22 protein-coding genes are annotated in these 24056 nt (G+C 64.0%); 13 read left to right on the top strand and 9 right to left on the bottom strand.

What is annotated here, in order from left to right:
• Nucleotide 1: 1 nt before the first annotated feature.
• The 7 genes from puhA to hemA are packed head-to-tail and all read left to right on the top strand — an operon-like array spanning nucleotide 2 to nucleotide 5491.
• Nucleotides 2–787 carry a photosynthetic reaction center subunit H gene (gene puhA, locus Ga0102493_RS04315; protein WP_034904417.1) on the top strand — a complete coding sequence of 262 codons (786 nt, stop codon included), beginning with the start codon at nucleotides 2–4 and terminating at the stop codon, nucleotides 785–787.
• Entirely contained in the window at nucleotides 778–1551 is a 774-nt protein-coding gene (gene puhB, locus Ga0102493_RS04310) for a photosynthetic complex putative assembly protein PuhB (protein WP_236922292.1), read from the top strand. Before puhA ends, puhB begins: the two co-directional genes overlap by 10 nt.
• Nucleotides 1548–2027, top strand: a complete 480-nt coding sequence (gene puhC, locus Ga0102493_RS04305) for a photosynthetic complex assembly protein PuhC (RefSeq protein WP_034904420.1) — start codon at nucleotides 1548–1550, stop codon at nucleotides 2025–2027. The genes puhB and puhC overlap by 4 nt, the downstream gene beginning before the upstream one ends.
• A complete protein-coding gene (locus Ga0102493_RS04300; protein ID WP_236922291.1) occupies nucleotides 2027–2359 on the top strand; it encodes a hypothetical protein in 333 nt (110 codons plus the stop codon). The genes puhC and Ga0102493_RS04300 overlap by 1 nt, the downstream gene beginning before the upstream one ends.
• On the top strand, nucleotides 2356–3417 hold the full coding sequence (gene acsF, locus Ga0102493_RS04295) for a magnesium-protoporphyrin IX monomethyl ester (oxidative) cyclase (RefSeq protein WP_034904423.1): 1062 nt from the start codon (nucleotides 2356–2358) through the stop codon (nucleotides 3415–3417). Before Ga0102493_RS04300 ends, acsF begins: the two co-directional genes overlap by 4 nt.
• The gene (gene puhE, locus Ga0102493_RS04290; protein ID WP_069297457.1) at nucleotides 3411–4244 is read left to right on the top strand and encodes a putative photosynthetic complex assembly protein PuhE; all 834 of its coding nucleotides are present in this window, start codon (nucleotides 3411–3413) and stop codon (nucleotides 4242–4244) included. The genes acsF and puhE overlap by 7 nt, the downstream gene beginning before the upstream one ends.
• Nucleotides 4245–4267: 23 nt before the next feature.
• Complete coding sequence (gene hemA / locus Ga0102493_RS04285; RefSeq protein ID WP_034904425.1) at nucleotides 4268–5491, top strand: 5-aminolevulinate synthase; 1224 nt, start codon at nucleotides 4268–4270, stop codon at nucleotides 5489–5491.
• 115 nt (nucleotides 5492–5606) lie between these two features.
• Here hemA and Ga0102493_RS04280 read toward each other — a convergent pair whose 3' ends face one another.
• On the bottom strand, nucleotides 5607–6113 hold the full coding sequence (locus Ga0102493_RS04280) for a c-type cytochrome (RefSeq protein ID WP_034904590.1): 507 nt from the start codon (nucleotides 6111–6113) through the stop codon (nucleotides 5607–5609).
• Between the two features lie 166 nt (nucleotides 6114–6279).
• Nucleotides 6280–6894 (bottom strand): pseudoazurin, encoded by a 615-nt coding sequence (locus Ga0102493_RS04275; RefSeq protein ID WP_161490040.1) that lies wholly within the window; start codon nucleotides 6892–6894, stop codon nucleotides 6280–6282.
• Nucleotides 6895–7123: 229 nt separating this feature from the next.
• Here Ga0102493_RS04275 and Ga0102493_RS04270 point away from each other — a divergent pair, with 229 nt between their 5' ends.
• Entirely contained in the window at nucleotides 7124–7912 is a 789-nt protein-coding gene (locus Ga0102493_RS04270; RefSeq protein ID WP_034904426.1) for a DUF1499 domain-containing protein, read from the top strand.
• A 3-nt stretch (nucleotides 7913–7915) separates the two neighbouring features.
• Here Ga0102493_RS04270 and Ga0102493_RS04265 read toward each other — a convergent pair whose 3' ends face one another.
• Genes Ga0102493_RS04265 through eda form a run of 5 tightly spaced genes read right to left on the bottom strand, consistent with a single transcriptional unit; the run spans nucleotide 7916 to nucleotide 13805 of the window.
• Nucleotides 7916–8518 (bottom strand): CDP-alcohol phosphatidyltransferase family protein, encoded by a 603-nt coding sequence (locus tag Ga0102493_RS04265; protein WP_034904428.1) that lies wholly within the window; start codon nucleotides 8516–8518, stop codon nucleotides 7916–7918.
• Nucleotides 8519–8526: 8 nt separating this feature from the next.
• Nucleotides 8527–9810, bottom strand: coding sequence for a NupC/NupG family nucleoside CNT transporter (locus Ga0102493_RS04260; protein WP_236922290.1), 1284 nt, complete (start codon nucleotides 9808–9810; stop codon nucleotides 8527–8529).
• Nucleotides 9807–11945 (bottom strand): FAD-dependent oxidoreductase, encoded by a 2139-nt coding sequence (locus Ga0102493_RS04255; protein ID WP_034904430.1) that lies wholly within the window; start codon nucleotides 11943–11945, stop codon nucleotides 9807–9809. Before Ga0102493_RS04255 ends, Ga0102493_RS04260 begins: the two co-directional genes overlap by 4 nt.
• A gap of 47 nt (nucleotides 11946–11992) precedes the next feature.
• On the bottom strand, nucleotides 11993–13132 hold the full coding sequence (locus Ga0102493_RS04250) for an FAD-dependent oxidoreductase (protein WP_034904431.1): 1140 nt from the start codon (nucleotides 13130–13132) through the stop codon (nucleotides 11993–11995).
• A 13-nt stretch (nucleotides 13133–13145) separates the two neighbouring features.
• Nucleotides 13146–13805 (bottom strand): bifunctional 4-hydroxy-2-oxoglutarate aldolase/2-dehydro-3-deoxy-phosphogluconate aldolase, encoded by a 660-nt coding sequence (eda, locus tag Ga0102493_RS04245; protein ID WP_034904432.1) that lies wholly within the window; start codon nucleotides 13803–13805, stop codon nucleotides 13146–13148.
• A 408-nt stretch (nucleotides 13806–14213) separates the two neighbouring features.
• Here eda and Ga0102493_RS04240 point away from each other — a divergent pair, with 408 nt between their 5' ends.
• From Ga0102493_RS04240 to Ga0102493_RS04230, 3 genes are read left to right on the top strand one after another with little or no spacing between them, the layout of a single operon-like run.
• Nucleotides 14214–15995: an ABC transporter transmembrane domain-containing protein gene (locus Ga0102493_RS04240; RefSeq protein ID WP_081845667.1), complete on the top strand. Its 1782-nt coding sequence runs from the start codon at nucleotides 14214–14216 to the stop codon at nucleotides 15993–15995.
• A gap of 3 nt (nucleotides 15996–15998) precedes the next feature.
• The gene (locus Ga0102493_RS04235) at nucleotides 15999–17033 is read left to right on the top strand and encodes an HlyD family secretion protein (RefSeq protein WP_034904434.1); all 1035 of its coding nucleotides are present in this window, start codon (nucleotides 15999–16001) and stop codon (nucleotides 17031–17033) included.
• 50 nt (nucleotides 17034–17083) lie between these two features.
• The gene (locus Ga0102493_RS04230) at nucleotides 17084–18562 is read left to right on the top strand and encodes a TolC family protein (protein WP_236922289.1); all 1479 of its coding nucleotides are present in this window, start codon (nucleotides 17084–17086) and stop codon (nucleotides 18560–18562) included.
• A gap of 3 nt (nucleotides 18563–18565) precedes the next feature.
• Here the strand turns inward: Ga0102493_RS04230 and acs are convergent, their stop codons facing one another.
• Together acs and Ga0102493_RS04220 are read right to left on the bottom strand one after the other, a co-directional pair.
• Complete coding sequence (gene acs, locus Ga0102493_RS04225) at nucleotides 18566–20497, bottom strand: acetate--CoA ligase (protein WP_034904436.1); 1932 nt, start codon at nucleotides 20495–20497, stop codon at nucleotides 18566–18568.
• 164 nt (nucleotides 20498–20661) lie between these two features.
• On the bottom strand, nucleotides 20662–21345 hold the full coding sequence (locus Ga0102493_RS04220; protein WP_034904440.1) for an OmpW/AlkL family protein: 684 nt from the start codon (nucleotides 21343–21345) through the stop codon (nucleotides 20662–20664).
• Between the two features lie 216 nt (nucleotides 21346–21561).
• Here Ga0102493_RS04220 and Ga0102493_RS04215 point away from each other — a divergent pair, with 216 nt between their 5' ends.
• The gene (locus Ga0102493_RS04215; protein WP_161490039.1) at nucleotides 21562–22305 is read left to right on the top strand and encodes a Crp/Fnr family transcriptional regulator; all 744 of its coding nucleotides are present in this window, start codon (nucleotides 21562–21564) and stop codon (nucleotides 22303–22305) included.
• Between the two features lie 64 nt (nucleotides 22306–22369).
• Nucleotides 22370–24052, top strand: a complete 1683-nt coding sequence (gene ccoN / locus Ga0102493_RS04210; protein ID WP_034904442.1) for a cytochrome-c oxidase, cbb3-type subunit I — start codon at nucleotides 22370–22372, stop codon at nucleotides 24050–24052.
• Nucleotides 24053–24056: the final 4 nt, after the last annotated feature.

Raw genomic sequence — 24056 nt, 5'->3', positions numbered from 1 at the left:
AATGAACAACACATATATCGTCGGGACACTCGACGTAGCCGAGCTGGCCTTCCTGCTCTTCTTCGTCTTCTTCATCGCCCTTGTGGTCTATCTCAACCGGGAAAGCCGTCGTGAAGGCTATCCGGTCGAGGACGAACAGACCGGCCGGGTCGACACCTGGCCGCTGACCCAGGGCGAGAAAAAGGTCTTCAACCTGCCGCATGGCCGCGGGGTCTATGTCCCGGAAGATGTGCCGCGCGACGACGTCAACATTCCCGCCGTGCAGGCCTTCAACGCCGCTGGTGCCCCTTGGGTCCCGACCGGCAATCCGATGAAGGACGGCCTCGGCCCGGCGGCCTATGCCAAGCGCGCCGATTATCCCGACCTCACGTTCGACGGTCGTCCGCGTATCGTGCCGATCGGCAACAGCCATGAATTGTCGGTCTCGCCGAACGATCCGGCCCTGATCGGCTGGCCCGTCATCGCCGCCGACAAGAAGGTCGCCGGCAAGGTCAGCGACATCTGGGTCGACCAGTCCGAACACATCATCCGCTATCTGGAGATCGAGACCAATGCCGGCGACAAGGTGCTTGCGCCGATGTTCGTTTGCACGGTTCAGAAGAAGGGCTTCTTCGACGACCTTCCCGAACAGGTCCAGATCCCGGCGATCACTTCCGAACAGTTCGCGGACGTCCCGCGGCTTGACACACCCGGCCAGGTCACTCGCTACGAAGAGGACAAGATCATGGCCTATTATGGCGGCGGCTTCATGTACGCGACGCCGGAAAGGGCTGAACCGTGGATCTGAAGACCAAGACAATGCCCGCAGCGGACCCTGAGCTGCACGCCAAGCCGCGCTTCGATCCGCCTGAGCTCGAGAATGCCGGCCCCACCGCTCATGGCGATCCCATGGGCACGCCGGCTGCCGACGAGAAGATCCTGTGGAAGGGCCGGCCCGACAGGAGCGTGCTCGCCAGGACCGCCTTCCACACCCGCAGCGTGGCAATCTATTTCGCGATCCTCGTCGCGGTTTCGGTCGCCATGGGCAATTACCAGAGCGCGGCGATCATCGCTGCGCTATGTGTGGCGGGATTGGGCGTGCTCAACCTGCTCGCGTGGCTCAGCGTCCGCAGCACGCTCTATATCCTCACCGATACGCGGCTCATCATGCGCATAGGCATGGCGATCGAGACGCGCATCAATGTGCCGCTCAAGCAGATCAGCGCCGCTAACCTCAAGATGCGCGGCAAGGATCATGGCGACATCGCGGTCGAACTGAAGGGCGAAAGGCTGCTCGGTTATCTCCTGATGTGGCCGCATGTGCGCCCGTTCCGGCTTAGCCGGCCGGAGCCGATGCTGCGTGGGATCGCCGAGCCGGAGAAGGTCGCACGGATGCTCGCCGATGCCTGCGCGGAGCATATCTCGATCGAACGGAATTTGACCGAGATCAAGGAAGCGGCCACCCCGGGCGCTAGGCAGGTGAACGGCCCTGCCGCGCATGCGAAATCCGGCGCCCCGCTCTCCGAAACGAAAGAGCTGTCGGACAACGGCCTGGAAGGAGCCCCTGCATGATCGTTCGCACCTATGAAGAGGACGAAATCACCGTCCACCGCGTTCCCCTGATGTTGATGGGCGGCCTCGTCGCCATCAGCCTCGCGATGACTGCATCGGTGACGCTCGGCTTCTTCGAGCGCACATCGGATCCGGTTGTAAACCGCGCCGAGGCAGGGACCGAAGCGACGGCAACCCGCCAGCTGTTCTTCTTCGACGAGGCCGACGGCTCGGTCCGGGTCGAGGATGCGGCGAGCGGCATCGAAGTCGGGCGCTTTGGTGTCGGCGAGGGCGGCTTCGTGCGATCAACCGTGCGAAGCCTCGTCCATCAGCGGCGGATCCGGGGGATCGGCTCAGACGTCCCTTTCGAACTGGTCGAATGGGACAACGGCAATCTCACCCTGCGCGACGAGACCACCGGCAGCGCGCTCGAACTCGATTATTTCGGCAAGGATAATCGCCGGGTATTCGCCGATATGCTCGAAGGGGTGAAGTGATGGCGTCGCGTCCGATCGATGAGCATGCCGCGATCCGCAGCATGCCGACCGCAAAGCAATTCGACATTCCCTGCACGATCACGGTCGAGCAGAGCTCGGAGCATTTCCACGCCCATGTCGAACTCGCCGGCGATGTCGAGCTCGAGCCGGGCGACAAGGTGCGGGTACACGGCGATCCGATCACCATTCCCTTCGGACAGAGCGCCGTGTTCGAACGCGCCGCAACGGTTACCCGTGCCGGACCCTTCGGCCGCCTGTTGACCCGGCTCGCAGCCTATTTCGACCTCAGGGAACTCTATGAGGTCAGCTTCAATCCCGGGAGGATCAAATGAACGCCTACAAGCCGATGACCAGCGAAGAGGCGATGGAACTCGCCACGCAGGAAACGATGCTGACCCCGCGTTTCTACACCACCGACTTCGACGCGCTCGACGCGATCGACGTCTCGCCGGTGCGCGAGGAATGGGATGCGCTGATCGACGAGATGATCGGCGATCCCAACAAGAAGCATTTCAGGCACGATGACAGCTTCAAAGGCGTGATCGAGGGGCTGGAACCCGAGCTTCGCAAGGAATTCACCGATTTCCTCGTCAGCTCGATGACTTCGGAATTTTCCGGCTGCGTGCTCTACGCCGAAATCGCCAAGCGCACCAAGAATCCGGATGTGAAGCAGCTCTTCAAGTTGCTCGCGCGCGATGAAAGCCGCCATGCCGGCTTCATCAACGAAAGCCTCAAGGACGCAGGCATCGGTGTCGATCTCGGCTATCTGACGAAGACCAAGAAATACACCTATTTCAAACCGAAATTCATCTTCTACGCGGTCTATCTGTCGGAGAAGATCGGCTATGCGCGCTACATCACGATCTATCGCCACCTCGCGCGCAATCCGCAGCACAAGTTCCACCCGATCTTCAACTGGTTCCTCGAATGGTGCAATGACGAGTTCCGCCACGGCGAGGCCTTCGCCATGCTGCTGCGCTCGGATCCCAAGCTCCTTCAGGGCGCGAACAAGCTGTGGGTGCGCTTCTTCCTGCTGTCGGTCTATGCGACCATGTACGTGCGCGACCACGCCCGGCCCGCCTTCCACAAGGCGCTCGGCGTCGATCCTACCGAATATGACTACGAGGTGTTCTCGATCTGCAACCAGATCAGCCGCCAGGTCTTCCCGGTTGAGCTCGATATCGACGATCCCGTCTTCCGCCGCAGGATGGAGAACCTGCGCCTCGCCGCCTGCCGGATCGAAGACGGCAAGGAACAGGGCGGCATCGGCGGGCTCGCCAAGCGTTTGAGCGGTGTCGCGGGCGCGGGCTGGGCCTTTGCGCGGATGTATTTCCACCGCACCAAGCCCAATGCGCTGCCGCAATCGGTCAGGCTTCAGCCCGCATGGTAAGCTGGAGCGGACATGTCGTCCCGTTCATCGTGACGGTGGCGGTCTGGTTCGTCGCGACGGGGCTCGTCGCGTGGGCCGACAATCGCGAGCGCGCAACCTTCACGCGCAGCCTCGCGATCGGCGGTGTCGGCGGGATTCTGGGACTAATCGTGATCCTCGTCGCCTCTCAATCGGTTTCGGTCCTGGCGGTGTATGTCGCGTTCATCGGCGCGCTGATGGTCTGGGGCTGGCACGAAATCGGCTTTCTTACCGGGGCTTCTGCGGGTCCGCGGCGCGTCCCGATCGCACCGGGCGTGCGCGGGCTTGAGCGGTTCCGCCAGGCGAGCGCGACAGTGATGCATCACGAGGTTGCTCTCGCTCTCACGGCGCTGCTCCTGATCTCCTTGTCGTGGGACGCGCCGAACCAGATCGGGGCCACTGTCTTCGTTCTGATGCTCGGCCTGCGGCTCTCGTCTAAGATCAACCTTTTCGTCGGCGTGCCGAATACGACGACCGAGATGCTTCCGCCCCATCTCGACTATCTCAAGACCTATTTCGGCACCAATCGGATGACGGCCCTGCTCGCGTTCTCGATCCTCGCGATCCTTGCGCTTGCTGGCTGGTTTGCCCAGCTCGCGATCTCGGCTTCGGTGGGCAGCGCGGAAATGGTCGGGGCAAGCCTGCTTTTCACCCTGTGCGTACTTGGCGCGCTCGAACATGTCTTTCTCGCTCTGCCGTTTCGCGACGGCATGCTGTGGGGTTGGGCGCTGCCTGCGCGCCGCCGCGAGGGGGGCCTGGCCGCTCCGGCCCCGGCACCTGCCCCATCCATCCGGAACGACAGAACATAAGAATGCATCAAGAGGGACGACCCATGGACTACGAAGCCTATTTCGCCAACGAGCTTGACGGCGTGCGCGAGGAAGGGCGCTATCGCGTGTTCACCGATATCAAGCGGCACCGTGGGCGTTTCCCGCATGCGACGCGCTTTCTGGGCGAGGAGGAAACCCAGGCGGTCACCGTTTGGTGCTCGAACGATTATCTCGGCATGGGCCAGCATCCCAAGGTGCTCGACGCCATGCATGCAACGCTCGATGAATGCGGCGCCGGCGCAGGGGGCACGCGCAACATTTCGGGCACCAACCATTACCATGTCGAACTCGAGGCCGAACTCGCCGACCTGCACGGCAAGGAAGCCGCGCTGCTGTTCACGAGCGGGTATGTCTCAAACTGGGCAGGCATCGGCACGCTCGCCGCTCGCATTCCGGGCTGCGTCGTCTTCTCAGACGCGCTCAACCACGCCTCGATGATCGAGGGCATTCGCTATTCGCGCGCGCCCTACAAGATCTTCCGCCACAACGATATCGAGCATCTCGATGAATTGCTGTCGGATTACGGCCCCGACGTTCCCAAGCTGGTCGCCTTCGAAAGCGTCTATTCGATGGACGGCGACATCGGGCCGATCGCCGAGATCCTCGACGTCTGCGAAAAGCACGGCGCGATGAGCTATATCGACGAGGTCCACGCGGTCGGCCTTTACGGCCCGCGCGGCGGCGGTATCGCCGAGCGCGAGGGGCTGATGGACCGGATCACCGTGATCGAGGGCACGCTCGGCAAGGCTTTCGGCGTGATGGGCGGCTATATCGCGGCCTCGTCCAATCTCGTCGATTTCGTGCGCAGCTTTGCCAGCGGCTTCATCTTCTCGACCGCCCTGCCCCCGGCAGTAGCCGCAGGCGCGGCGGCAAGCATCCGGCATCTCAAGGAGAGCAGCGAGGAACGCGAATGCCATCAGGATCGGGTCGCGCAAGTGCGGCGCAAGCTCGACATGATGGGCATCCCGCACCTCGCCAATCCGAGCCACATCATTCCGGTGATGGTGGGCGATGCGCACAAGTGCAAACGGATCAGCGACTGGCTGATGGACAATCACGGGATCTACGTGCAGCCGATCAACTATCCGACCGTTCCGGTAGGGACCGAGCGGCTGCGGCTCACGCCGTCGCCCGTCCATGACGACGGCGATATCGACCGCCTCATCAACGCGCTTTCCGAAATCTGGTCGCAATGTGAACTGGCGCGGATGGCCACGGCCGCCTGAGGTCCTAACCGCAACCGGATTTTGCCGATAACGAACAGGGGACGGCGCAGGTGTTTGCGCCGTCCCCTGTTCGTTCTTGCGGGATAGCGCGCGCATCCGGGCAGCGCAGCAAAGATCAGACTTCCCCGTTCGCTTCGAGATAAGCGATCAGATCGGCGCGGTCCTGCGGGTCCTTGAGACCGGGGAAGGCCATGCGCGTGCCGGGAACGTATTGCTGCGGCGCGACGAGATAATCGAACAGGATCTCGCGGCTCCACGTGATGCCGCTGTTCCGGTTCGCATCGGAGTAATTGAAGTACTCGACCGAGCCTGCATCGCGGCCGACCACGTCGTGCAGATGAGGTCCGACGCGGTTCCTGCCCTGCTCGATCGAATGGCACGCCATGCATTTGGTGAAGACTGTTTTTCCTGCCGCAGCATCGCCGGTCAGATCGACGAGAGCAACGTCGGCGAAATCGGGCCCGGCTTCGCCTGTTGGCGTCCCCGGCGCTAGGGCCGGCGTCGCCGTGATCGGCGCGGGCGTCTCGCGCGGTGCTGTTTCGCGCTCCCCCTCGTCGCCGCAGGCCGAAAGGGCGGTTAGCGCAATCACAGCAACGATGTGAGGAGGAAGGGAACTTGCCATCGCGGTTTTTCCTTTCATGGGCATGCCGGAAAGCTCCCGGGCGGAAGATGTCGCCCCGTGCTTTCGGAATGCCCTTTGCGCAGAGTCCGTGAAACCGGGGATTACCCTTAAGGCGCAAAAGCAAGGGGCCGGCGTGGCATCCCACACCGGCCCCTCCTTTCGAGCCTCAGCTGAGTTCGAGAAGCTTACGAAGAAAGCATTCCCTCGCTTCGGCAGTCTCGAAGATCTCGTTGAATTCGCGTCCGGCGAGACCCGGGTGGCTCACAGCCTTCGCTTCTTCGAGATTGTCGGTCATTCCATCGCCCTTGACGACGACCATGCCGATCATGCCCGCGGCATAGTGCGGCACGCACTTGTAGCCGTAGATACCCGGAGTCGGCACGACGTAGCTGACTTCCTTGTTGATCTCACCTTCCCAGCCGGTGACGCCGGCGGGCAGCATTTCGGGAATCGACGAGGACTGGTGCGTCGGGTCGGTCGGGACGAACTTGATCGTGTCGCCGACTTCGGCGGTGATCAGGCGCGGCTTGAAGACCTGCAGGCCGCTGCCGTCGGGATCGCGGGTCAGCATCTGGATTTCGTGCACCGTGCCGTTGGCTTCGACTTCAGGAACCGGAGCGGCCTCTTCCTCCGCAGCAGCCGTTTCTTCGGCGGCAGGAGCGGCTTCGGTTTCTTCGCCGGCCGGAGCGGCCGGAGTTTCCTGGTTGCCGCCGCCGCAAGCCGACAGCGTCACGAGGCTGGCGAGCGCCACGGCGCTCAGGAAAGTGGTACGCTTCATCATAGATTTCCCTCTTTGGACAAACATTCCCCGCGGAAGCTGCGGGCATTAAACCACATTGAAGGCCATTGAAAGCGGGAGCGTGATGTCAATTCGACCTCGCGCCCCCGCGAACCTCAGACCCGACAACGCATGAAATCCGATGCGTTTCCGAAGGATTGCCCGGAGACGTTATTGATTGCAAGTCGCAACCCGCCATTGCCCCCGCACGGCGAGGCGCTAAACAGCCTCTATGGAGAAAAAATCCCCGCTTCACGCTCGAATCGCGCTTGGTCTTGCGCTGTTCATCCCCCTCTATCTCGCCATCTCGGCGCTCGGAACGAAATACGGAGCGTGGGACTGGCAGACCGGTCTGCTCGCGCTCACTTTCGGCGGCGGGTTGCTGCTGATCGCGGTGACGGCGCTGCTCGCGATCGTTTCCCTGGTGCTGATCGTGCGCAAGTCCCCGCGCACCGGCTGGCCGCTGGCGCTTGTAGCACTCGTCATCCCGCTGGGCTTCGTCGGGCTTGGCCTATCGGCAGCCGCCAAGGGAAGCGCGAACCCCATCCATGATGTGGCGACCGATACCGCTGACCCGCCGCAATTCTCGGCTGAAACTCTCACTGCGCGACAGGAGACGGGAGCCAATCCGCTCAACGACTATTCGATCCCACTGGGCGAACTCGACATGTGGCGCGAAGCCGATCAGACGCTGGCCGCGCAGAGCCATGCCGAGGTCATCGCCGAACGCTACCCCGATCTCGAACCGATCGCCTTTACCGGTCCTTCGGACGAAGCGGTGGAAGCGGTGCGTGCAGCGATGGTGGACATCGGACTTTCAGGTGTCGAAGCGGATATCGAAGCGGGCCGGGTCGAGGGCGTCGCACAGACCTTCTGGTTCGGCTTCAGAGACGACGTAGTTGCGCGTGTCGCTGATGGCGAGATCGACCTGCGTTCGGTCAGCCGAGTCGGGCAGAGCGATCTCGGCGCCAACGCAGAACGACTGCGAGCCCTGCGTGCCGCAATTGCTGAGCGCCTTTAAGGGTTACCCGAACCGCGCCAGCGCGAGCGCGCTGCGCTGGAAGACGGTGAGGATGCACAACGCGGCATAGCCATACACAATCGGCCCGAACCAGCCGGGAAACAGGCACATGGCGATGAATATCGCGATCGTCTCGCCTCCTTCGGCGAGCCCGGTCGAATAGAAGAAGCTCTTCTTCCCGTGCGCCTCGGTTTCCTCGCCGCGCGTCGCGGCGATCGCGGCGAATGCGAGGAAGCTCACCCCGGTCAGCACGAAACTCGCCACCAGCACCAGCGCGGGAAGCGTGTTCGCCTCCGCCAGCACGCCGAAGCCGAGCGGGACGGCCACGTAGAAGGCAAAGTCCGCGACGATGTCGAGATAGCCGCCGAAAGAAGTCGGACCGTTCGCGCGCGCCACCGCCCCGTCGAGCCCGTCAAGAAGCCGATTGGCGAGGATCAGGGCGAGCCCCGCGCCGATCTCCCCGAAAGCGATGGCGGCAGCCCCCGCGAGGCCAAGCGCAAGGCCCGCCAATGTCAGCGCATTTGCCGTGACGCCCCACGCGGCAAGCACCTTTCCCGCCCGGTTGAGCGGCGGATCGATCAGCGGGCGCAGCTTCGCGTCGAACATGTCCGTCCCTATCCGCCCACTGTCACGAGCCCGATCCATGCTCCGGTCATCGCGCTTGCCATGTTCCCGGCGATCCAGCTCCTGATACCAAGCCCCGCCGCCTCCGCCCGCTGTTCCGGGCACAGGGTGCCGATGGTCGAGACGAGCAGGCCGACGCTCGCGAGGTTGGCCACGCCGCAAAGGGCATATGTAACGATAAGAAGCCCGCGCACGCCCAGCGTGCCCTCGGGCAGAGCGGCGAGTTCGAGATAGGCGACATATTCGTTGAGGATCGCCTTGGTGCCCATCAATGCGCCGGCAGCCTCGGCTTCGGCCCATGGCACTCCGATCAGCCACATCAGCGGCGCGAACAGCCAGCCCAGCAGACGCTTGAGGGTAAGCGGTTCATCGGCGACGGCGGGCAGCAGCGCGAGCGCCTGGTCGGCGAGCGAGACCAGAGCGAAGACGACGATGATCACCGCGACCACCGCGAGGAAGAGCTGCATGCCGTCCATCGTGCCTTTCACGATCGCGTCGATGCTCGATTCGTAGCGAAGCCCCGGCTCCTCCTTCTCGACCTCCGTTCCCGGATCCTGCCCGCTTCCGGGTACCATCAACTTCGCGATCAGCAAGGCTGCGGGCAGTGAAACAAGCGAGGCGGAGATCATGTGGCCGACCGCATCGGGCACGGTCGCGGACAAGGTGGTGGCATACAGGATGAGGATCGCGCCCGAAATGGTCGCCATGGCAAGCACCATGACCTGAAACAGCTCGGCGCGGCTCATCCTTGCGAAATAGGCGCGCACGACGAGGGGACTCTCGACCACCCCGAGGAAAAGGTTCGCGCCGCCCGAAAGACCGACGACACCGCTCACGCCCAATGTCCGGCGCAAAAGGAAGGAAAGGCCGTTCACCAGCCATCGCAGCACGCCCCAGTGCCACAGCAGCGCGGCAAGTGCGGAGAAGACGATGACAAGCGGAAGGATCTGGAAGGCGATGATGACGGGCGGTGTGACTCCCTCCTTCAATTCGAAGGGCAGCGGCGCACCGCCGAGATAGCCGAACATGTAGGAGGACCCATCGAGCGTTGCCCGCTCGATCGCGGAGACGGCCGCATTGGCATAGCCCATCGCCGCCCAGACGAAGGGCACGCGCACAATCAGCAGAGCGAGCGCACCCTGCAGCGCCAGCGCGCCCGCTATCCAGCGCCAACCGGGGTTTGCCGCGCGATCCTCGCTCAGCACCCACGCTATCGCGAGCAGCACCGCGATGCCCAGAGCCCCGCGCAATTGGTCGACCAGTTCCACGCTCACCCGCGCCGCCAGCCATGATAGCGCTCGACGATGCCAAGCAGTCCCTCGGGCTTGTGCGCGCGCTTCCAGTCGCCGGCGGCGTATTTGTTCGCCTCGGCCATGGTGGGATAGGAATGGATCGTGCCGAGGATCTTGTTGAGCCCGATCCCGTGCTTCATCGCCAGCACGTATTCGGCAAGCAGCTCGCCCGCATGGGCGGCGATGATGGTCACGCCGAGGATGGTGTCCTTGCCAGGCACGGTCAGCACCTTGACGAAGCCCCGTGTCTCGCTTTCCGCGATCGCGCGATCGAGATCGTCGATCCGGTAGGTCGTTACCTCGTATTCGGTGTCGGCATCCCTTGCTTCCCGCTCGTTCAGACCGACGCGGGCGAATTCGGGATCGAGGAAGGTGACGGCGGGCATCACGCGGTAATCGGCCTTGAAGCGCCAGAACTGTCCGAACAAGGCGTTGACGCTGGCATACCAGGCCTGATGACTTGCGGCGTGGGTGTACTGGAACGGCCCCGCGACATCGCCGGCGGCATAGATGTTGGGAAATTTCGTGGCGAGAAATTCGTCCGTGCTGACCGTCCTGTCCGTGTCGATGCCAATTTCCTCCAACCCGAAACCGGACAGCCGCGCCTTGCGTCCGACCGCGACTATGGCTGCGTCATATTCGATCCGGGCCATGCCAGCAGCGCTTTCGGCAATGAGCGCTCCGTCCTCGAAACGCACCGCCTCGTGGCCGGTCAACACCGTGACCCCGGCTTCTTCCAGCAGTTCGCGGGCAAGGTCAGAGACTTCCTCGTCCTCCCGCGCGAGCACTCGCTCGCCCTGCTCGACCTGCGTCACATCGGCCCCCAGGCGTGCGAGTGCCTGCGACAATTCGCACCCGATCGGGCCGCCGCCGAGGACAGCGATGCGGCGCGGCACTTCCTCCCTCTTTTCAAAGGCCTCCCACAAGGTCTCGCTGGTGAGATAATCCGACGCTTCGATCCCGGGTATCGGCGGGACGACCGGCTCGGCCCCGGTTGCGATGACGATTCCGCGCGTGGTCAGGCGCTGCGTTTGGCCGTCGTCGCGCGCGATCTCGACGGTCCAGGGATCGACGATCCGCGCGCGGCCCTTGACCACGTCGACGCCCAGCCCCTCGTAGCGCTCGATGCTGTCATGCGGCTCGATTGTCTCGATCACGCGCCGCACGCGCGCCATGGTCTCGCCGAAAGCGACTTGCGGTTCGACCGGGCGAAGACCGTACCGGTCGGCATGGCGCATGGTCGCGGCCGCCTTCGCGCTCTTGATCAGCGCCTTCGACGGCACGCAGCCGGTGTTGAGGCAATCGCCGCCCATCTTCTCCGCCTCGACAAGCGTGACCTTCGCTTTCACCTGCGCCGCGATATAGGCCGCAACCAGCCCCGCCGAACCCGCGCCGATGACCACGAGATTGCGGTCGAACCTCTTTGGCCTGGAAAAGCCGCGATAGACCCGCCGGCGTCGGATCACGCCGACCACGCCCTTGCCGATCCACGGCACGAAGCCGAGCACGACGAAGGAGCCGATCAGCCCGGGCGAAAGCAGCCCGCTCGTGCTTTCGATCCGGCCGAGCTGCGTCCCCGCGTTGACGTAGGCGATCGTGCCCAGCAGCATGCCCACCTGGCTTACCCAGGCGAAAGTCCAGGTGCGGATGCGGGTCAGCCCCATGACGAGATTGACCACGAAGAACGGGAACAGCGGGATCATGCGGATGGTGAAGAGATAGAACGCCCCATCGCGCTCAAGCCCCTCGTTCACACCCTTGAGCCTTTTGCCGAAGCGCGCCTCGACCCAGTCGCGCAGGACATAGCGCGAGGCGAGAAAGGCAAGCGTTGCCCCGATGGTCGAGGCGAAGGACACAATCACCGTTCCGAGCACCAGCCCGAACAGCGCCCCCGCGGCGAGCGTCATGATCGCAGCCCCCGGCAGCGAAGCGGCGGTCACCGCGACATAGGCGAGGAAAAAGCCGCCGATCACCAATGCGGGATTATCGGCGTAGAAGGCATCGATGCGGCCCGCGACCGCCTTTATTCCGTCCAATGTCAGGTAATCGCCGAGGTCGAACGCGAAATAGGCCGCGATGAGAGCGGCGATCAGGGCGACGACAAGGATTTTCTTCATCTTTCGACCCCGAAGCTTTGCTGGCGGATGCGCGGGCTTGAGACGGCTCAGGCCGACCCCGCGAGCCCTGCGTAGGTGTCGATCCAGCGCAAGTCTATCCATCGCTTGAGCATGGCGACCCAGCGCCCCCTTGCCGCGAGCGGCCCGTAGCTCGCAATCGCGGCGCCATTTCCGGTCGACAGGAGATAGAGACTGTTGAACCGCGGGCGATAGCGTTCGGATACGGCCCGATCGGCGAGCGCGGCGCGAAGGTTCGCAGCAAGCTTCGGGCCGGCGAAGACCGCGTGGACCCCGGAATGAGGAACCTCGCGGTCCTGCCGCGCAGCGACGTCTCCGACCGCGAAGACATGCGGGTGAGAGATTGAGCGCTGGAACGCGTCCACCGCTATGAAGCCCGCCGGGTCCGTTGCGAGCCCGCCCTCGCTCGGCCAATCGGGAGCCGCGCTGCCTAGCGCGGCCAGAACGATGTCGAACGGCTCGAGCGCGATCTTCCCGGCGCGCAGGGTTCCCTCGCCGAACCGCGCATCCTGCGCGACCACCGCGATCTCCTGCCGCGCGAGTTCGCTGGCTACCTTGCGGCGGACGGCGCGCGACATCGTCGGCACCAGCCCTGCGCTCCCTGCCACCAGCGTCACCTCGGGGCGCGTCTCCAGCCCGGCGAGATTGCGCATCGCAAAGGCAAGTTCCACACCCCCCGCTCCTCCACCGATCACCGCGGCTCGCACAAAGGGCGCCGGGTCAGCCGCAAGCAATTCCGCTCGCCACTGCGCGAGCCGTTCGACGAACCGTTCGATCGGGCGAATTTCGATCAGGCGCGGATCCTCGCCCAGCGTGGCTGCGGCATGGCCGGTCCCGCCGACATCGAGCGAGGCCAGGTCGAAGCCGATCCGCTCACCGGCATCGGTCGTGATCGCCCGAGCGTCCGGGTCGATCGCGCTCGCGCGCGCGAGAACCAGTTCGACTCCTGCCCGGCCGGCCAGCCCGGCGCAATCGACGATCCCGCGCAGCCGCTCATGATCGCCAACCATCCAGCCGGGCACCATGCCCGAATAACGCAGCGCCGGGTGTGGGGTGAGGAGAGTGGCGCGCGCTCCTGGAGGCGGGCCGTTCTCGATCCAGTCGGCCAGCACCGCGACATGGGCATGGCCGCCGCCCACCAGCAGGAGGTGCTTCGATGGGGGCCTCACGCGGCGGTGCCGCCTAATCCCGGGCCGCCCGGGCGATCGCAACTGCCTCGCGCGCCAGTCCCGTGACCGCGTCATAATCCCCTGCCGCGATCACCTCGCGCGGGGTCAGCCAGCTTCCCCCGCAGGCGATCACGCCTGGAAGAGCGAGATATTCGTGCAGGTTCGCTGCCGATATACCGCCGGTCGGCATGAAGCGCATTGCGGAAAAGACCGAGGACAGCGCCTTCAGCATCGGCACGCCCCCGGCAAGTGACGCGGGAAAGAACTTCACCGCGCGAAGGCCGAGGGCATGGGCGCGCTGGACCTCGCTGGCGGTGGCGGTGCCGGGAAAGACCGGCAGGCCCTCGTCCATGCAATAGTGCACGATCTCATCGAGCAGGCCGGGCGAGACGATGAATTCAGCTCCAGCCTTGTGCACGGCTTTGGCCTGCTCGAGAGTGAGGACGGTCCCTGCCCCGACGATCAGGCCCTCGCCGATGTCCGCGCGCCTTTGCGCCATCGAGCGCATCGCATCGAGCGCGCCGGGCCGGCGCAGCACGACTTCCTGCACGGCAAGGCCGCCTTCGAGCAGAGCGCGGGCCGTGGCGACGGCTTGATCAGGATCCCCGCTGTCGACGAGCGGGACGACCGGGGCGGCGGCAAGTGCCGCACTGATGCTGTCGGCTTGGCTCATCGGTGCTCCACTTGTCAGCAAGGCCAGCCCCCCGGCGCAACGATATCCGGTTCAGCTAGGATCAATCTGAACCCTAGCATCGATCGTGCCCGATTTCACCGCCCTGTCGGTGCCGAAATCGTGTGCAAAGTGGATAGGTTTTTACAATCCGGGCTTGATAAACGACATGAATCGCGACACTTCGCACCTGCACAAGACACGCTGGCCGCGCCGCCCGAGTGCCACCGGAACCCGGAAGGAGGAAACCGTTCCTCCTCGAATCCGGTTTCGCGGCATTCGGACCAGACAATATCTCGTAACAGCGGGGCGGCCTGACGGGTTCAAGGATCCGCGGTTCGGGGTGTCGCGGGCGAAAGGATTAGGGCATGGTCGTGCCCAGGCTTCGGAGCGAACGGAACACTAACGGCAATGGCAGCCCATAACCCCTCCTATGGCGACCGCATCTCGCTGGTGAAGTTCTTTCGGCGATTCTTCGAGATCCTGAAGCCCGAAGGCAATTTCTACTGGCTGGCGATCGTGTACGGCATCGGCATCAGCCTGCTCTCGCTGGCGACACCGATCTCGGTCCAGATGCTGATCAACACGGTCGCGAACACCGCGCTCACCGCGCCGCTTGTGATGCTTTCGCTGACCCTGTTCGGGCTGCTGATGCTGTCCGGCCTGCTTTATGCCTTGCGGGTTCACCTGATGGAACTGTTCGCGCGACGTTTCTACGCCCGAATGGTGGCCGAGATCGCGCTGATTTCGGTGCATGCGCAGAACCCGTTCTTCAACGACACCAATCGCGGCTCGCTCTTCAACCGCTATTTCGACGTGATCAACGTGCAGATCGCGACCCCGGTCCTTTTCATCAACGGCTTTACCGTGGTGCTGCAGATCGTGGTCGGTTTCATCCTCGTATCGCTCTACCACCCGCTGTTCCTGCTTTTCACGCTGGTCATGGCGGCGCTGATCTGGATCATCTGGGCGGTCTGGGGCAACAAGGCGATCCGAACCGGCATCGATCTTTCGCACGCCAAGCACGCGACAGCCGCCTGGGTCGAGACGATCGGCGGCTCGAACGGCTTCTTCAAGTCGCAGCGCCGGATCGAATATGCCTTCGATCGGACCAATGATTTCACCGCCAATTACCTGACAGAGCGCAAGCGCCATTTCCGGCAGCATTTCTCGCAGACGATCTCTTTCCTCGTGCTTTACGCGCTGGCAAGCGCGGTGCTGCTGGGACTTGGCGGGTGGCTGGTGATCCAGGGGCAGCTTACGCTCGGCCAGTTGGTGGCGGCGGAGCTGGTCCTGTCGGTCGCGTTTTTCGGCGTCGCCCAGCTCGGCACCTATCTCACCTATTTCTACGATCTGTGCGCCGCGATCGAAGAGCTGTCGCTGTTCTACGACGTACAGCAGGAGGAACCCTCCGGGGCGGATCCGATGCACGGCGACGATCACACGCTCGTTTTCGAAGGAGTCCGCGGGCGCGCCCGGCACGAAGACGCGGAATTCAATCTCGAGATACCGAGCGGCGCGATCGTGATGGCTGCGGCCAGCCATCACGGCGTGCAGCGGCTCTTCACCAACCTGCTCAAGATGCACGAACTGCCCGAAAGCGGTTTCGCGACGATGGGCGGCATCGACCTCATGAACATCGAAGCGCACAATCTGCGCAAGAACATCCACGTGCTCGATCGGCCGACTTTCGTCGGCATGACGATCCGCGAATATCTCAGCCTGTCCTGCCCCGAAAGCGCGACCAGGCGGATGATTGCCGCGCTCGAGACGGTCGGCCTCGTCGATACGATATCGACTTTCGAAAAAGGGCTCGACACGCCGATCGCCTCGACCGGCTATCCGCTCTCATCGGTCGAATTGCAGCAATTGAAGCTCGCCAATGCCCTGCTTGAACAGCCGCGTGTGCTGGTGCTTTCACGCCTGTTCGACCTGCTCGACGAGGAAAACCTCGCCCGTGCGGTCACCGAACTGCGCGAACAGGCCTACACCACCGTGATCTGCTTCTCGAACCGCCGGATCGATCTCGGCTTCGACCGCTTCCTCTTCCTCGAGGCTAAGCAGCAACGCTATTTCGGCGATTTCGAGGATTTCTGCCTCGCCGTGAACCAGAAGCCGCCGCGCCGGCCGGGCGGCCCGCGCCTGCTCAAGGCCGAAGATGCGCCCGGCAAGGCGAACGTGGTGGGAGAATAGAAAATGGCCGTGCTCGCCCAAGATATCCCGCAATTCACTGCGCTCGACAGCGTCAAGACGCCGCGCGTCATGCGCACGGTGTTCCTGATCCTGCTGTTCGGCTTCATCGCCACGGTCGGCTTCCTTATCTACGTACCCTGGGTCCAGACCACGAGCGGGCAGGGCGTCGTGACCACGCTCAATCCAAATGAACGCCAGCAGGAACTCAACGCGCTGGTGTCAGGCCGGATCGAGGAATTCTACGTTCGCGACGGGAGCCAGGTGAAAAAAGGCGACCCGATCGCGCGCATCGCGGACATCGATCCGCAGCTCGTGGAGCGGCTCGAAGCCGAACGTCAGCAGGTCGAGATCCAGCTACAGGCCGCGCGCAACGCGCTCGCCACCGCTGAAATCGACGAACGGCGGATGGCCGAACTGTTCCGTGAAGGGCTGGCCGCGCGGCGCGATTACGAACAGGCGCAGATACGGGTAGAACAGCTGCGCGGCAGCGTGGCCGAAGCGCAGGCCAATCTGACCCGCACCCAGACAAGCCTCTCCCGCCAGTCCTCCCAGCTCGTCACCGCGCCGCGCGACGGTTTCATCCAGAGCGTCAATGCGGGCGACGTCGCAACGATCGTCAACGCCGGTGACGTGCTGGTCACCTTCGTTCCCCAATCGGCCGAGCGGGTGATCGAGATCTTCGTCGACGGGCGCGATGTCGGTCTCGTCCAGGTCGGCGACAAGGCACGCGTGCAGTTCGAAGGCTGGCCCGTCGTTCAGTTCAGCGGCTGGCCTTCGGTCGCGGTCGGCACTTTCGGTGGCATCGTAACCGCGGTCGACCAGTCGGCGCAGGCCGACGGACGGTTCCGCGTTCTCATCTCCGAAGACAAGTCCGATCCGCATGCCTGGCCAAAGGAGCGCTATGCCCGCTTCGGCGCTTCGGTCCGCGCCTGGATCCTGCTCGAGACCGTGCCGGTGGGCTATGAAATCTGGCGCCAGCTCAACAATTTCCCACCCGAGCTTCCCGCCGGGGCCGAACCTGCGGGGACGTCGGCCTGATCATGCGCCGAGCGTCGGACAGGAAGGCTGGGCGGTCCGGTCCGGAGTCCTTGCGCCGCAGGTTGCGCCGCTCGGCGGCGGTGCTGTGCCTGCCGCTGTCGCTCGGGTCCACCCTTCCGCTTGCCGCGCAGGACATCGAACCCGTTGCCGATCCAATCGAGGTCGTACTCAAAAACGGGCCGCTGCTGCCAGACGAGGTGCTGCGGTCGTCCGCGCTAACCTTCCCCGCGATCCTTGAAAGCTTCGAGCGCGAGGCGGCCGCGCGCGGCGACCAGCTCGCCGCCGACGGAGCGTTCGATCTGATGCTCGATGCCCAGGCCTATGACCGCGTGAGCGGGTTCTATTCGGGTGGCTTTGCCGAGTTCAAGGCGACCCAGCCGCTGCGTCCGTTCGGGGCCAAGGTGTTCGGCAGCTACAAGCTTTCGGATGGCGATTTCCCGATCTACGAGAATATCTTCAACACCAACGAGCTCGGCGAATTCAAGGTCGGCGCGCTGCTTTCGCTGCTGCGCGACAGCACGATCGACGATCGCCGCTTCGCCCTTCAGGATACGCGGCTCGCGGCGAGCCAGGCGCGCCTCGACGTGCTGCTGGTCCAGCTCAATGTGCAGTACGAGGCGCTGCAGGCCTACTGGTCCTGGGTCGCGGCGGGAAATGAGATACGGGTCTATGAGGAATTGCTCGAAATCGCCGAGGCCCGGGCGATCGGTCTCGCACGCCAGGTACGCGAAGGGGCGCTGCCGGCAATCGCACTGACCGAAAACGAACAGAACTTGATCCGCCGCCGCAGCCTGCTGGCCGAGGCGCAGCGCGATTTCCAGACCGCGGCGAACAGCCTGTCCTTCTATCTGCGCGACGGCGACGGCAATCTGTTCGTGCCGACCCGCGAGCAATTGCCGAGCGCGGAACTGCTCAGCAATCTGCCGGACATGAACGCCCTGTTGGCCGATCGCCGCCGGTTCGTACTCGAAGAGCGGCCCGAACTCGAAACCCTGCGCCTTGCAATCGAACGCGCCGAAAACCGGGTCGAATTGAGGCGCAACGATCTCAAGCCGCGGCTCGATTTCGAAGTCGAACTGTCGCGCGATTTCGGCCCGGTGGGCGATGGCGGGCCGAGCTTCGATTCGACCGACACCGTCGTCGGCCTTACCTTCACCGTTCCGCTCCAGCGGCGCGAGGCACGAGGCCGCCTGCGCCGGGCCGAGGCGGAATTGCGCGCACGCCAGCTCGAACAGCAAAGGATCGCCGACGAGATCTCGGTCGAACTCGACAATATCCTCACCAATCTCGACGCCGCGCTGCGGCTCGCCGACCTCGCCGACGACGAGGTGGAACAGGCGACCACGATGGTCGAAGCCGAGCGCAAGCGTTTCCGCCTCGGAGCGGGGGATTTCTTCCTCGTCAACCTGCGCGAGGAGCGCGCTGCCGATGCCCAGATCCGCGCGATCCGCGCCGACCTGATCGGGCGCCTTGCAACCGCAAGCTACAATGCGGCGACGATGAACCTCGACGAACTCGGCCTCGAATAGAGGTCAGCGGTTCCTGCGACCGTCGATAAGGCGGTCGACCAGCGATGGATCGGCGAGCGTCGACGTGTCGCCCAGCGCGCCGTAATCGTTCTCCGCCACTTTCCTGAGGATGCGGCGCATGATCTTGCCTGAGCGTGTCTTGGGCAGCCCGTCGGTGAACTGCATGTGATCGGGCGTCGCGATCGGGCCGATCTCCTGCCTGACCCAGTTGCGCAGCTCCGCGTAGAGCTCGTCCGAGCCTTCCTCGCCCGCATTGAGGGTGACGTAGCAGTAGATGCCCTGCCCCTTGATGTCGTGCGGATAGCCCACCACCGCCGCTTCCGCGACCTTGGGATGGAGCACCAGCGCGCTCTCGACCTCGGCGGTCCCCATGCGGTGGCCGGAGACGTTGATGACATCGTCGACCCGCCCGGTGATCCAGTAATAGCCGTCCGCGTCGCGCTTGCAGCCGTCGCCGGTGAAATACTTCGCTTTGTAGGCGGTGAAATAGGTCTGCACGAAGCGTTCATGGTCGCCGTAGACCGTGCGCGCCTGTCCGGGCCAGCTGGCGGTGATGCACAGATTGCCCTCAGCCTCGCCCTCAAGAACCGCGCCCTCGTTGTCCACCAATTGCGGCTCGATCCCGAAGAAGGGGAGCCCCGCGCTGCCCGGTTTCATGTCGTGAGCGGCAGGAAGCGTGGTGATCATCACCCCTCCCGTCTCGGTCTGCCACCAGGTGTCGACTATGGGTGCGCGACCCTCGCCCACGACGTCGAAATACCAGCGCCATGCCTCGGGATTGATCGGCTCGCCCACGCTGCCGAGCAGGCGGAGCGAGGAGCGATCGCGTTGCCGCACGTGATCGTCCCCTTCGCGCATCAGCGCCCGGATCGCGGTGGGCGCGGTGTAGAGGATATTGACCTTGTGCCGGTCCACCACTTCCCAGAATCGGCCATGATCGGGATAGTTCGGCACGCCTTCGAACACGAGGCTGGTAGCCCCGTTCATCAGCGGGCCGTAGACGATATAGCTGTGCCCGGTGACCCAGCCGATATCGGCGGTGCACCAGTAGATCTCGCCCGGCCGGTAGTCGAAGACGTAGTGGAACGTCGTCGCGGTCCACACGCCATAACCGCCGGTCGTGTGCAGCACGCCCTTGGGCTTGCCGGTCGATCCGGAGGTGTAGAGGATAAACAACGGATCCTCCGCCGCCATTTCCTCGCAGGGGCAGTCGGCGTCCGAGGCGACCTCGTGGAACCAGTGGTCGCGCCCCTCGGTCATGGCTATGTCGGCCCCCGTGTGGCGAATGACGAGCATCCCGTCGATCGGCGTGTCGTGATCGGGCTCGGCGAGAGCGGCATCGACATTGGCCTTCAAGGGCACCCGTTTCGAGCCGCGCAGGCCTTCATCGGCGGTGACGACGAAGCGGCTCTCGCAATCCTCGATCCGGCCGGCGAGCGCCTCGGGCGAGAAGCCGCCGAAGACGACCGAGTGAACCGCCCCGATCCGCGCGCAGGCGAGCATGGCGGTGACGCCCTCGACGATCATGGGCATGTAGATCGTGACCCGGTCGCCCTTCGCGACGCCCATCGCCTTGAGCGCGTTCGCCATCCGCACCACTTCGCGGTGGAGTTCACGATAGCTGAGTGTACGGCCATCGCCGGATGGATCGTCGGGTTCGAAAATGATCGCCGTATCATCGCCGCGCACCTCCAGGTGGCGGTCGACCGCATTGTGGCACAGGTTGAGCGAGCCGTCGGCAAACCACTTAATGTCGACCGGGTCCCATGACCACTCGCCGCCCCTGGTCGGCACCCGGTACCAGTCGAGCCGCTGAGCCTGTTCGAGCCAGAAGCCGTCAGGATCCTCGATCGAGCGGCGATACATGTCGGCATATTGCTCGGCCACGCAATGGGTGGGCGCGTCGGATTGCGGCCGTGCGACGGCGTGCAGCATTTCGAGTCTCCCTCTTCTCTCAAGGGCGAACCCTACACGCAGCGCGTTCGCTGACAATGCCCTTGCGCAGGGCTTCGCTCAGCGGGATTCCGGACGTGGTTCGGCCCCGCCGACGCATCGCCGGGCGGGGCCGATTTCGTGTCCGAGCGAATACCCGCTGCAGATCAGAAGCGGTAGCTTACGCCCGCCGAGAGGACCCAGGGGTCGATATTGTGCTCGGTCTCGATCGCGAGAACGTCGCCTGCGAACCAGCGCGCTGTCGTGCCGATGAAATAGCGCTTGGCATCGAGTGTAAGTCCGAACCCGTCATCGCCGAGCGCCACGTCGACGCCCGCCTGCAGCGCGACACCGAACTCGTCGGAAAGGTCGGTATCGGTCACGCCGAGCGGTATGGTCGCCGCACCGGGCTTGTCGCTGACCCACAGGAAATAGGTCGGACCCGCGCCGACATAAGGCTTGATGCTGTCGCCGAGATCGAAGTGGAGCTTGGCGGTTACCGTTGCCGGGATCAGCTGCGCGTCGGAAACCAGTTCGGCGCCGGGAAGGCCCGAGACCGCGTCGACATCGTGCTGGGTTATCCCTGCGATCGTCTCGACCGAAAAATTGTGCGTGACGAAATATTCGACTGCGATGGTCGGCACGTAATTGTCGCTTGCCGCGGTCTGCGTGTTCGCGGGCAGGCCGACGATGTCCACATTGACTTGCTCGATCTCGCCATCGGGCAGGACCGCGGTGCCGAGCACCTTGAACTGGATATCGCCCGCGCGGTCATTCGAACGGTCCTGGGCGGTGGCGGGGTTGGCTGCGAGCGCGAGAGCGGCGCCCGTGATCATCAGGAGTGTTTTCATTTTCCCTTTCCTGCGAAGGCAGCAGTGGTCGCCCTCCGCGACCCAGGATGCTTGCTGCCCGTGGTGGTCGATTGCCGCAGCATCGCCGGCGCCTCATTGATCCCGATCAAAACCCGCAAACGCCGCGCTTGATCGGGATCAAAGACGAAGGGCAGGCGCAGCGGCAGACAGCCTCTCGTTATGGCGACGCTTGTCCAACCCGCCGAAAAACTGAGCATGGCCGCGTTTCGCGATGCCATGCCCGGTTGCCATGGTGCCTCGCGGACGGCTGATCGGCTGTGCTGTGCAGGCGAATATCGCTTCATCCCCAAGGGTGAGGAACTCGCCGCCGATCCGGTCGGCGACCGGCTGGTGTTCGTCGCCTCGGGCGCGGCCAAGCTGGTCGGCCAGTCGGCCGCCGCCCGCAATGCGAGCGAAGCGAACGGCATCGACAGCGAATCGGTGCGCTCGCACAACCACGTCCTCGCATTCCATTTCGCAGGCGATATCGTTTCCGTCCTGCGCCAGTCGGATGGCGATTTCCGGCTCGTTGCGCTCAATGATCTGGAACTTGTGATCTTTGCATCGGACGAATTTCTCGATGTCGCGCAGGACGACCCGGTCATCTTGCGCTCGGTTCTTGCCCGTTCGCTGCAGGCGCTGCACCGCAGCCGGACCAAGATGATGCAATTGGGCCACCGGTCCGCGCGCCAGCGGATCGCGGATTTCCTGGTCTCGATGGCGGAGCGGCTGGCAGGGTCAACCTGCGGGAAATGCGAGGTATTGCTACCGATGAGCAGGAGGGACATAGGCGACAGCCTGGGCCTCACGATCGAGACCGTCAGCCGTCAGTTCTCCGAATTGCGCGAGGCGGGGCTGGTCGAGACGGAGGGCCGTTCGATCGTGCGATTGACCGATCTCGAAAAACTGGCCGAAGAAGCCGGGACGGGTCAGGCGAGGAACGGGACGTTCAAAAATTGATCCAGATCAATTAAGGAAGACACGGGGGCGCGTAAGGCCGCGCTGACGGAAGGGATCGTAAGAAATGGAAGCAGTACTCAGCCGGCTCGGTATCTGGGCCCTTGTCCTTTTGGCGGCCATCGCGGCCATTGCGGGCGCGCAGGATGCGGGCTTTGCCATCCACATGGGGATCGTCGCAGCGGTTGCGCTGATCCTGATCGTGGTCACGCTCAACAGCTACGACCCGATGGCTAAGGCGCAGAGCATCTTCAAGATGCCGCCCGGACCATCACGCTACGATGACGACATCGTGCGCTGGGGCGTCATCGCGACGATGTTCTGGGGCCTTGCCGGCCTGCTCGCGGGCGTGGTGATCGCGGTCCAGCTCGCCTATCCGTGGATCAATTTCGAACCCTGGTTCAATTTCGGCCGCCTCCGCCCGCTCCACACCAGCGCGGTCATCTTTGCCTTCGGCGGCAATGCGCTGATCGCGACGAGTTTCTACGTGGTCCAGCGCACCTGCCGCACTACGCTCGCCTTCCCCGGCATGGCCCGCTTCGTGTTCTGGGGTTACCAGCTCTTCATCGTGCTGGCCGCGACCGGCTATCTCCTCGGCATCACCCAGTCGAAGGAATATGCCGAGCCCGAATGGTATGTCGACCTGTGGCTGACCGTGGTCTGGCTCGCCTATCTCGCGGTCTTCGTCGGCACGCTGCTGCGCCGGCACGAACCGCACATCTACGTCGCGAACTGGTTCTACCTCGCCTTCATCGTGACAATCGCGATGCTGCACGTGGTCAACAATCTCGCAATGCCGGTGAGCCTGCTGGGCACGCGCAGCTATTCGGCCTTTGCAGGCGTGCAGGATGCGCTCACCCAGTGGTGGTACGGCCACAATGCGGTCGGCTTCTTCCTCACCGCGGGATTCCTCGCGATGATGTACTACTTCGTGCCGAAGCAGGCGAACCGGCCGGTCTATTCCTACCGCCTTTCGATCATCCACTTCTGGTCGCTGATCTTCCTCTACATCTGGGCGGGTCCGCACCACCTCCATTACACGGCGCTCCCGGACTGGGCGCAGACGCTGGGCATGGTGTTCTCGATCATGCTGTGGATGCCGTCCTGGGGCGGGATGATCAACGGGCTGATGACGCTGAACGGCGCCTGGGACAAGGTCCGCACCGACCCGATCATCCGCATGATGGTCCTCGCGCTGGCCTTCTACGGGATGAGCACCTTCGAAGGCCCGATGCTGTCGATCAAGGCGGTGAATTCGCTGTCGCACTACACCGACTGGACCATCGGCCACGTCCATTCCGGCGCGCTGGGCTGGAACGGGATGATCACCTTCGCCTGCGTCTACTTCCTCGTGCCGCGGCTGTGGCAGAAGGAGCGGCTCTATTCGCTGCGGATGATCAACTGGCACTTCTGGCTCGCGACTTTGGGGATCGTCTTCTACGCCTCCTCGATGTGGGTCGCCGGGATCACGCAGGGCCTGATGTGGCGCGAATACGGCTCCGACGGGTTCCTCGTGAACAGCTTCGTCGACACGGTCGCGGCATTGAACCCGATGTACTGGATGCGCGCTTTCGGCGGCCTCCTCTACCTCTCCGGTGCGATCATCATGGCCTACAACATCTGGATGACGATCGCCGGCTACCAGCGCGAGGAAGCCCCGATGGGCGACACGCCGCACGACGAGGCGGCCGACCGCCCGGTCGTCCCGCAGCCGCAGGGCGCCCGCCCGCAGGCCGAGCCCGCAGAATAAGCTC

The organism is Erythrobacter litoralis (assembly GCF_001719165.1).
Taxonomy (GTDB): domain Bacteria; phylum Pseudomonadota; class Alphaproteobacteria; order Sphingomonadales; family Sphingomonadaceae; genus Erythrobacter; species Erythrobacter litoralis.
Note: the sequence above shows the minus strand (reverse complement) of the source record. Positions and strands in the feature narration are given on the sequence as shown.

Excerpts from the sequence above, each read along its gene's own strand:
- Ga0102493_RS04235 (WP_034904434.1), top strand. The coding sequence starts at position 15,999 with ATGGCCGTGCTCGCCCAAGATATCCCGCAATTCACTGCGCTCGACAGC.
- acs (WP_034904436.1), bottom strand. The coding sequence starts at position 20,497 with ATGCTGCACGCCGTCGCACGGCCGCAATCCGACGCGCCCACCCATTGC.
- hemA (WP_034904425.1), top strand. The coding sequence starts at position 4,268 with ATGGACTACGAAGCCTATTTCGCCAACGAGCTTGACGGCGTGCGCGAG.
- puhC (WP_034904420.1), top strand. The coding sequence starts at position 1,548 with ATGATCGTTCGCACCTATGAAGAGGACGAAATCACCGTCCACCGCGTT.
- Ga0102493_RS04280 (WP_034904590.1), bottom strand. The coding sequence starts at position 6,113 with ATGGCAAGTTCCCTTCCTCCTCACATCGTTGCTGTGATTGCGCTAACC.
- Ga0102493_RS04215 (WP_161490039.1), top strand. The coding sequence starts at position 21,562 with ATGGCCGCGTTTCGCGATGCCATGCCCGGTTGCCATGGTGCCTCGCGG.
- acsF (WP_034904423.1), top strand. The coding sequence starts at position 2,356 with ATGAACGCCTACAAGCCGATGACCAGCGAAGAGGCGATGGAACTCGCC.
- Ga0102493_RS04255 (WP_034904430.1), bottom strand. The coding sequence starts at position 11,945 with ATGAAGAAAATCCTTGTCGTCGCCCTGATCGCCGCTCTCATCGCGGCC.
- Ga0102493_RS04270 (WP_034904426.1), top strand. The coding sequence starts at position 7,124 with ATGGAGAAAAAATCCCCGCTTCACGCTCGAATCGCGCTTGGTCTTGCG.
- puhA (WP_034904417.1), top strand. The coding sequence starts at position 2 with ATGAACAACACATATATCGTCGGGACACTCGACGTAGCCGAGCTGGCC.
- Ga0102493_RS04220 (WP_034904440.1), bottom strand. The coding sequence starts at position 21,345 with ATGAAAACACTCCTGATGATCACGGGCGCCGCTCTCGCGCTCGCAGCC.
- eda (WP_034904432.1), bottom strand. The coding sequence starts at position 13,805 with ATGAGCCAAGCCGACAGCATCAGTGCGGCACTTGCCGCCGCCCCGGTC.
- Ga0102493_RS04240 (WP_081845667.1), top strand. The coding sequence starts at position 14,214 with ATGGCAGCCCATAACCCCTCCTATGGCGACCGCATCTCGCTGGTGAAG.
- Ga0102493_RS04275 (WP_161490040.1), bottom strand. The coding sequence starts at position 6,894 with ATGATGAAGCGTACCACTTTCCTGAGCGCCGTGGCGCTCGCCAGCCTC.
- Ga0102493_RS04265 (WP_034904428.1), bottom strand. The coding sequence starts at position 8,518 with ATGTTCGACGCGAAGCTGCGCCCGCTGATCGATCCGCCGCTCAACCGG.
- Ga0102493_RS04300 (WP_236922291.1), top strand. The coding sequence starts at position 2,027 with ATGGCGTCGCGTCCGATCGATGAGCATGCCGCGATCCGCAGCATGCCG.
- ccoN (WP_034904442.1), top strand. The coding sequence starts at position 22,370 with ATGGAAGCAGTACTCAGCCGGCTCGGTATCTGGGCCCTTGTCCTTTTG.
- puhE (WP_069297457.1), top strand. The coding sequence starts at position 3,411 with ATGGTAAGCTGGAGCGGACATGTCGTCCCGTTCATCGTGACGGTGGCG.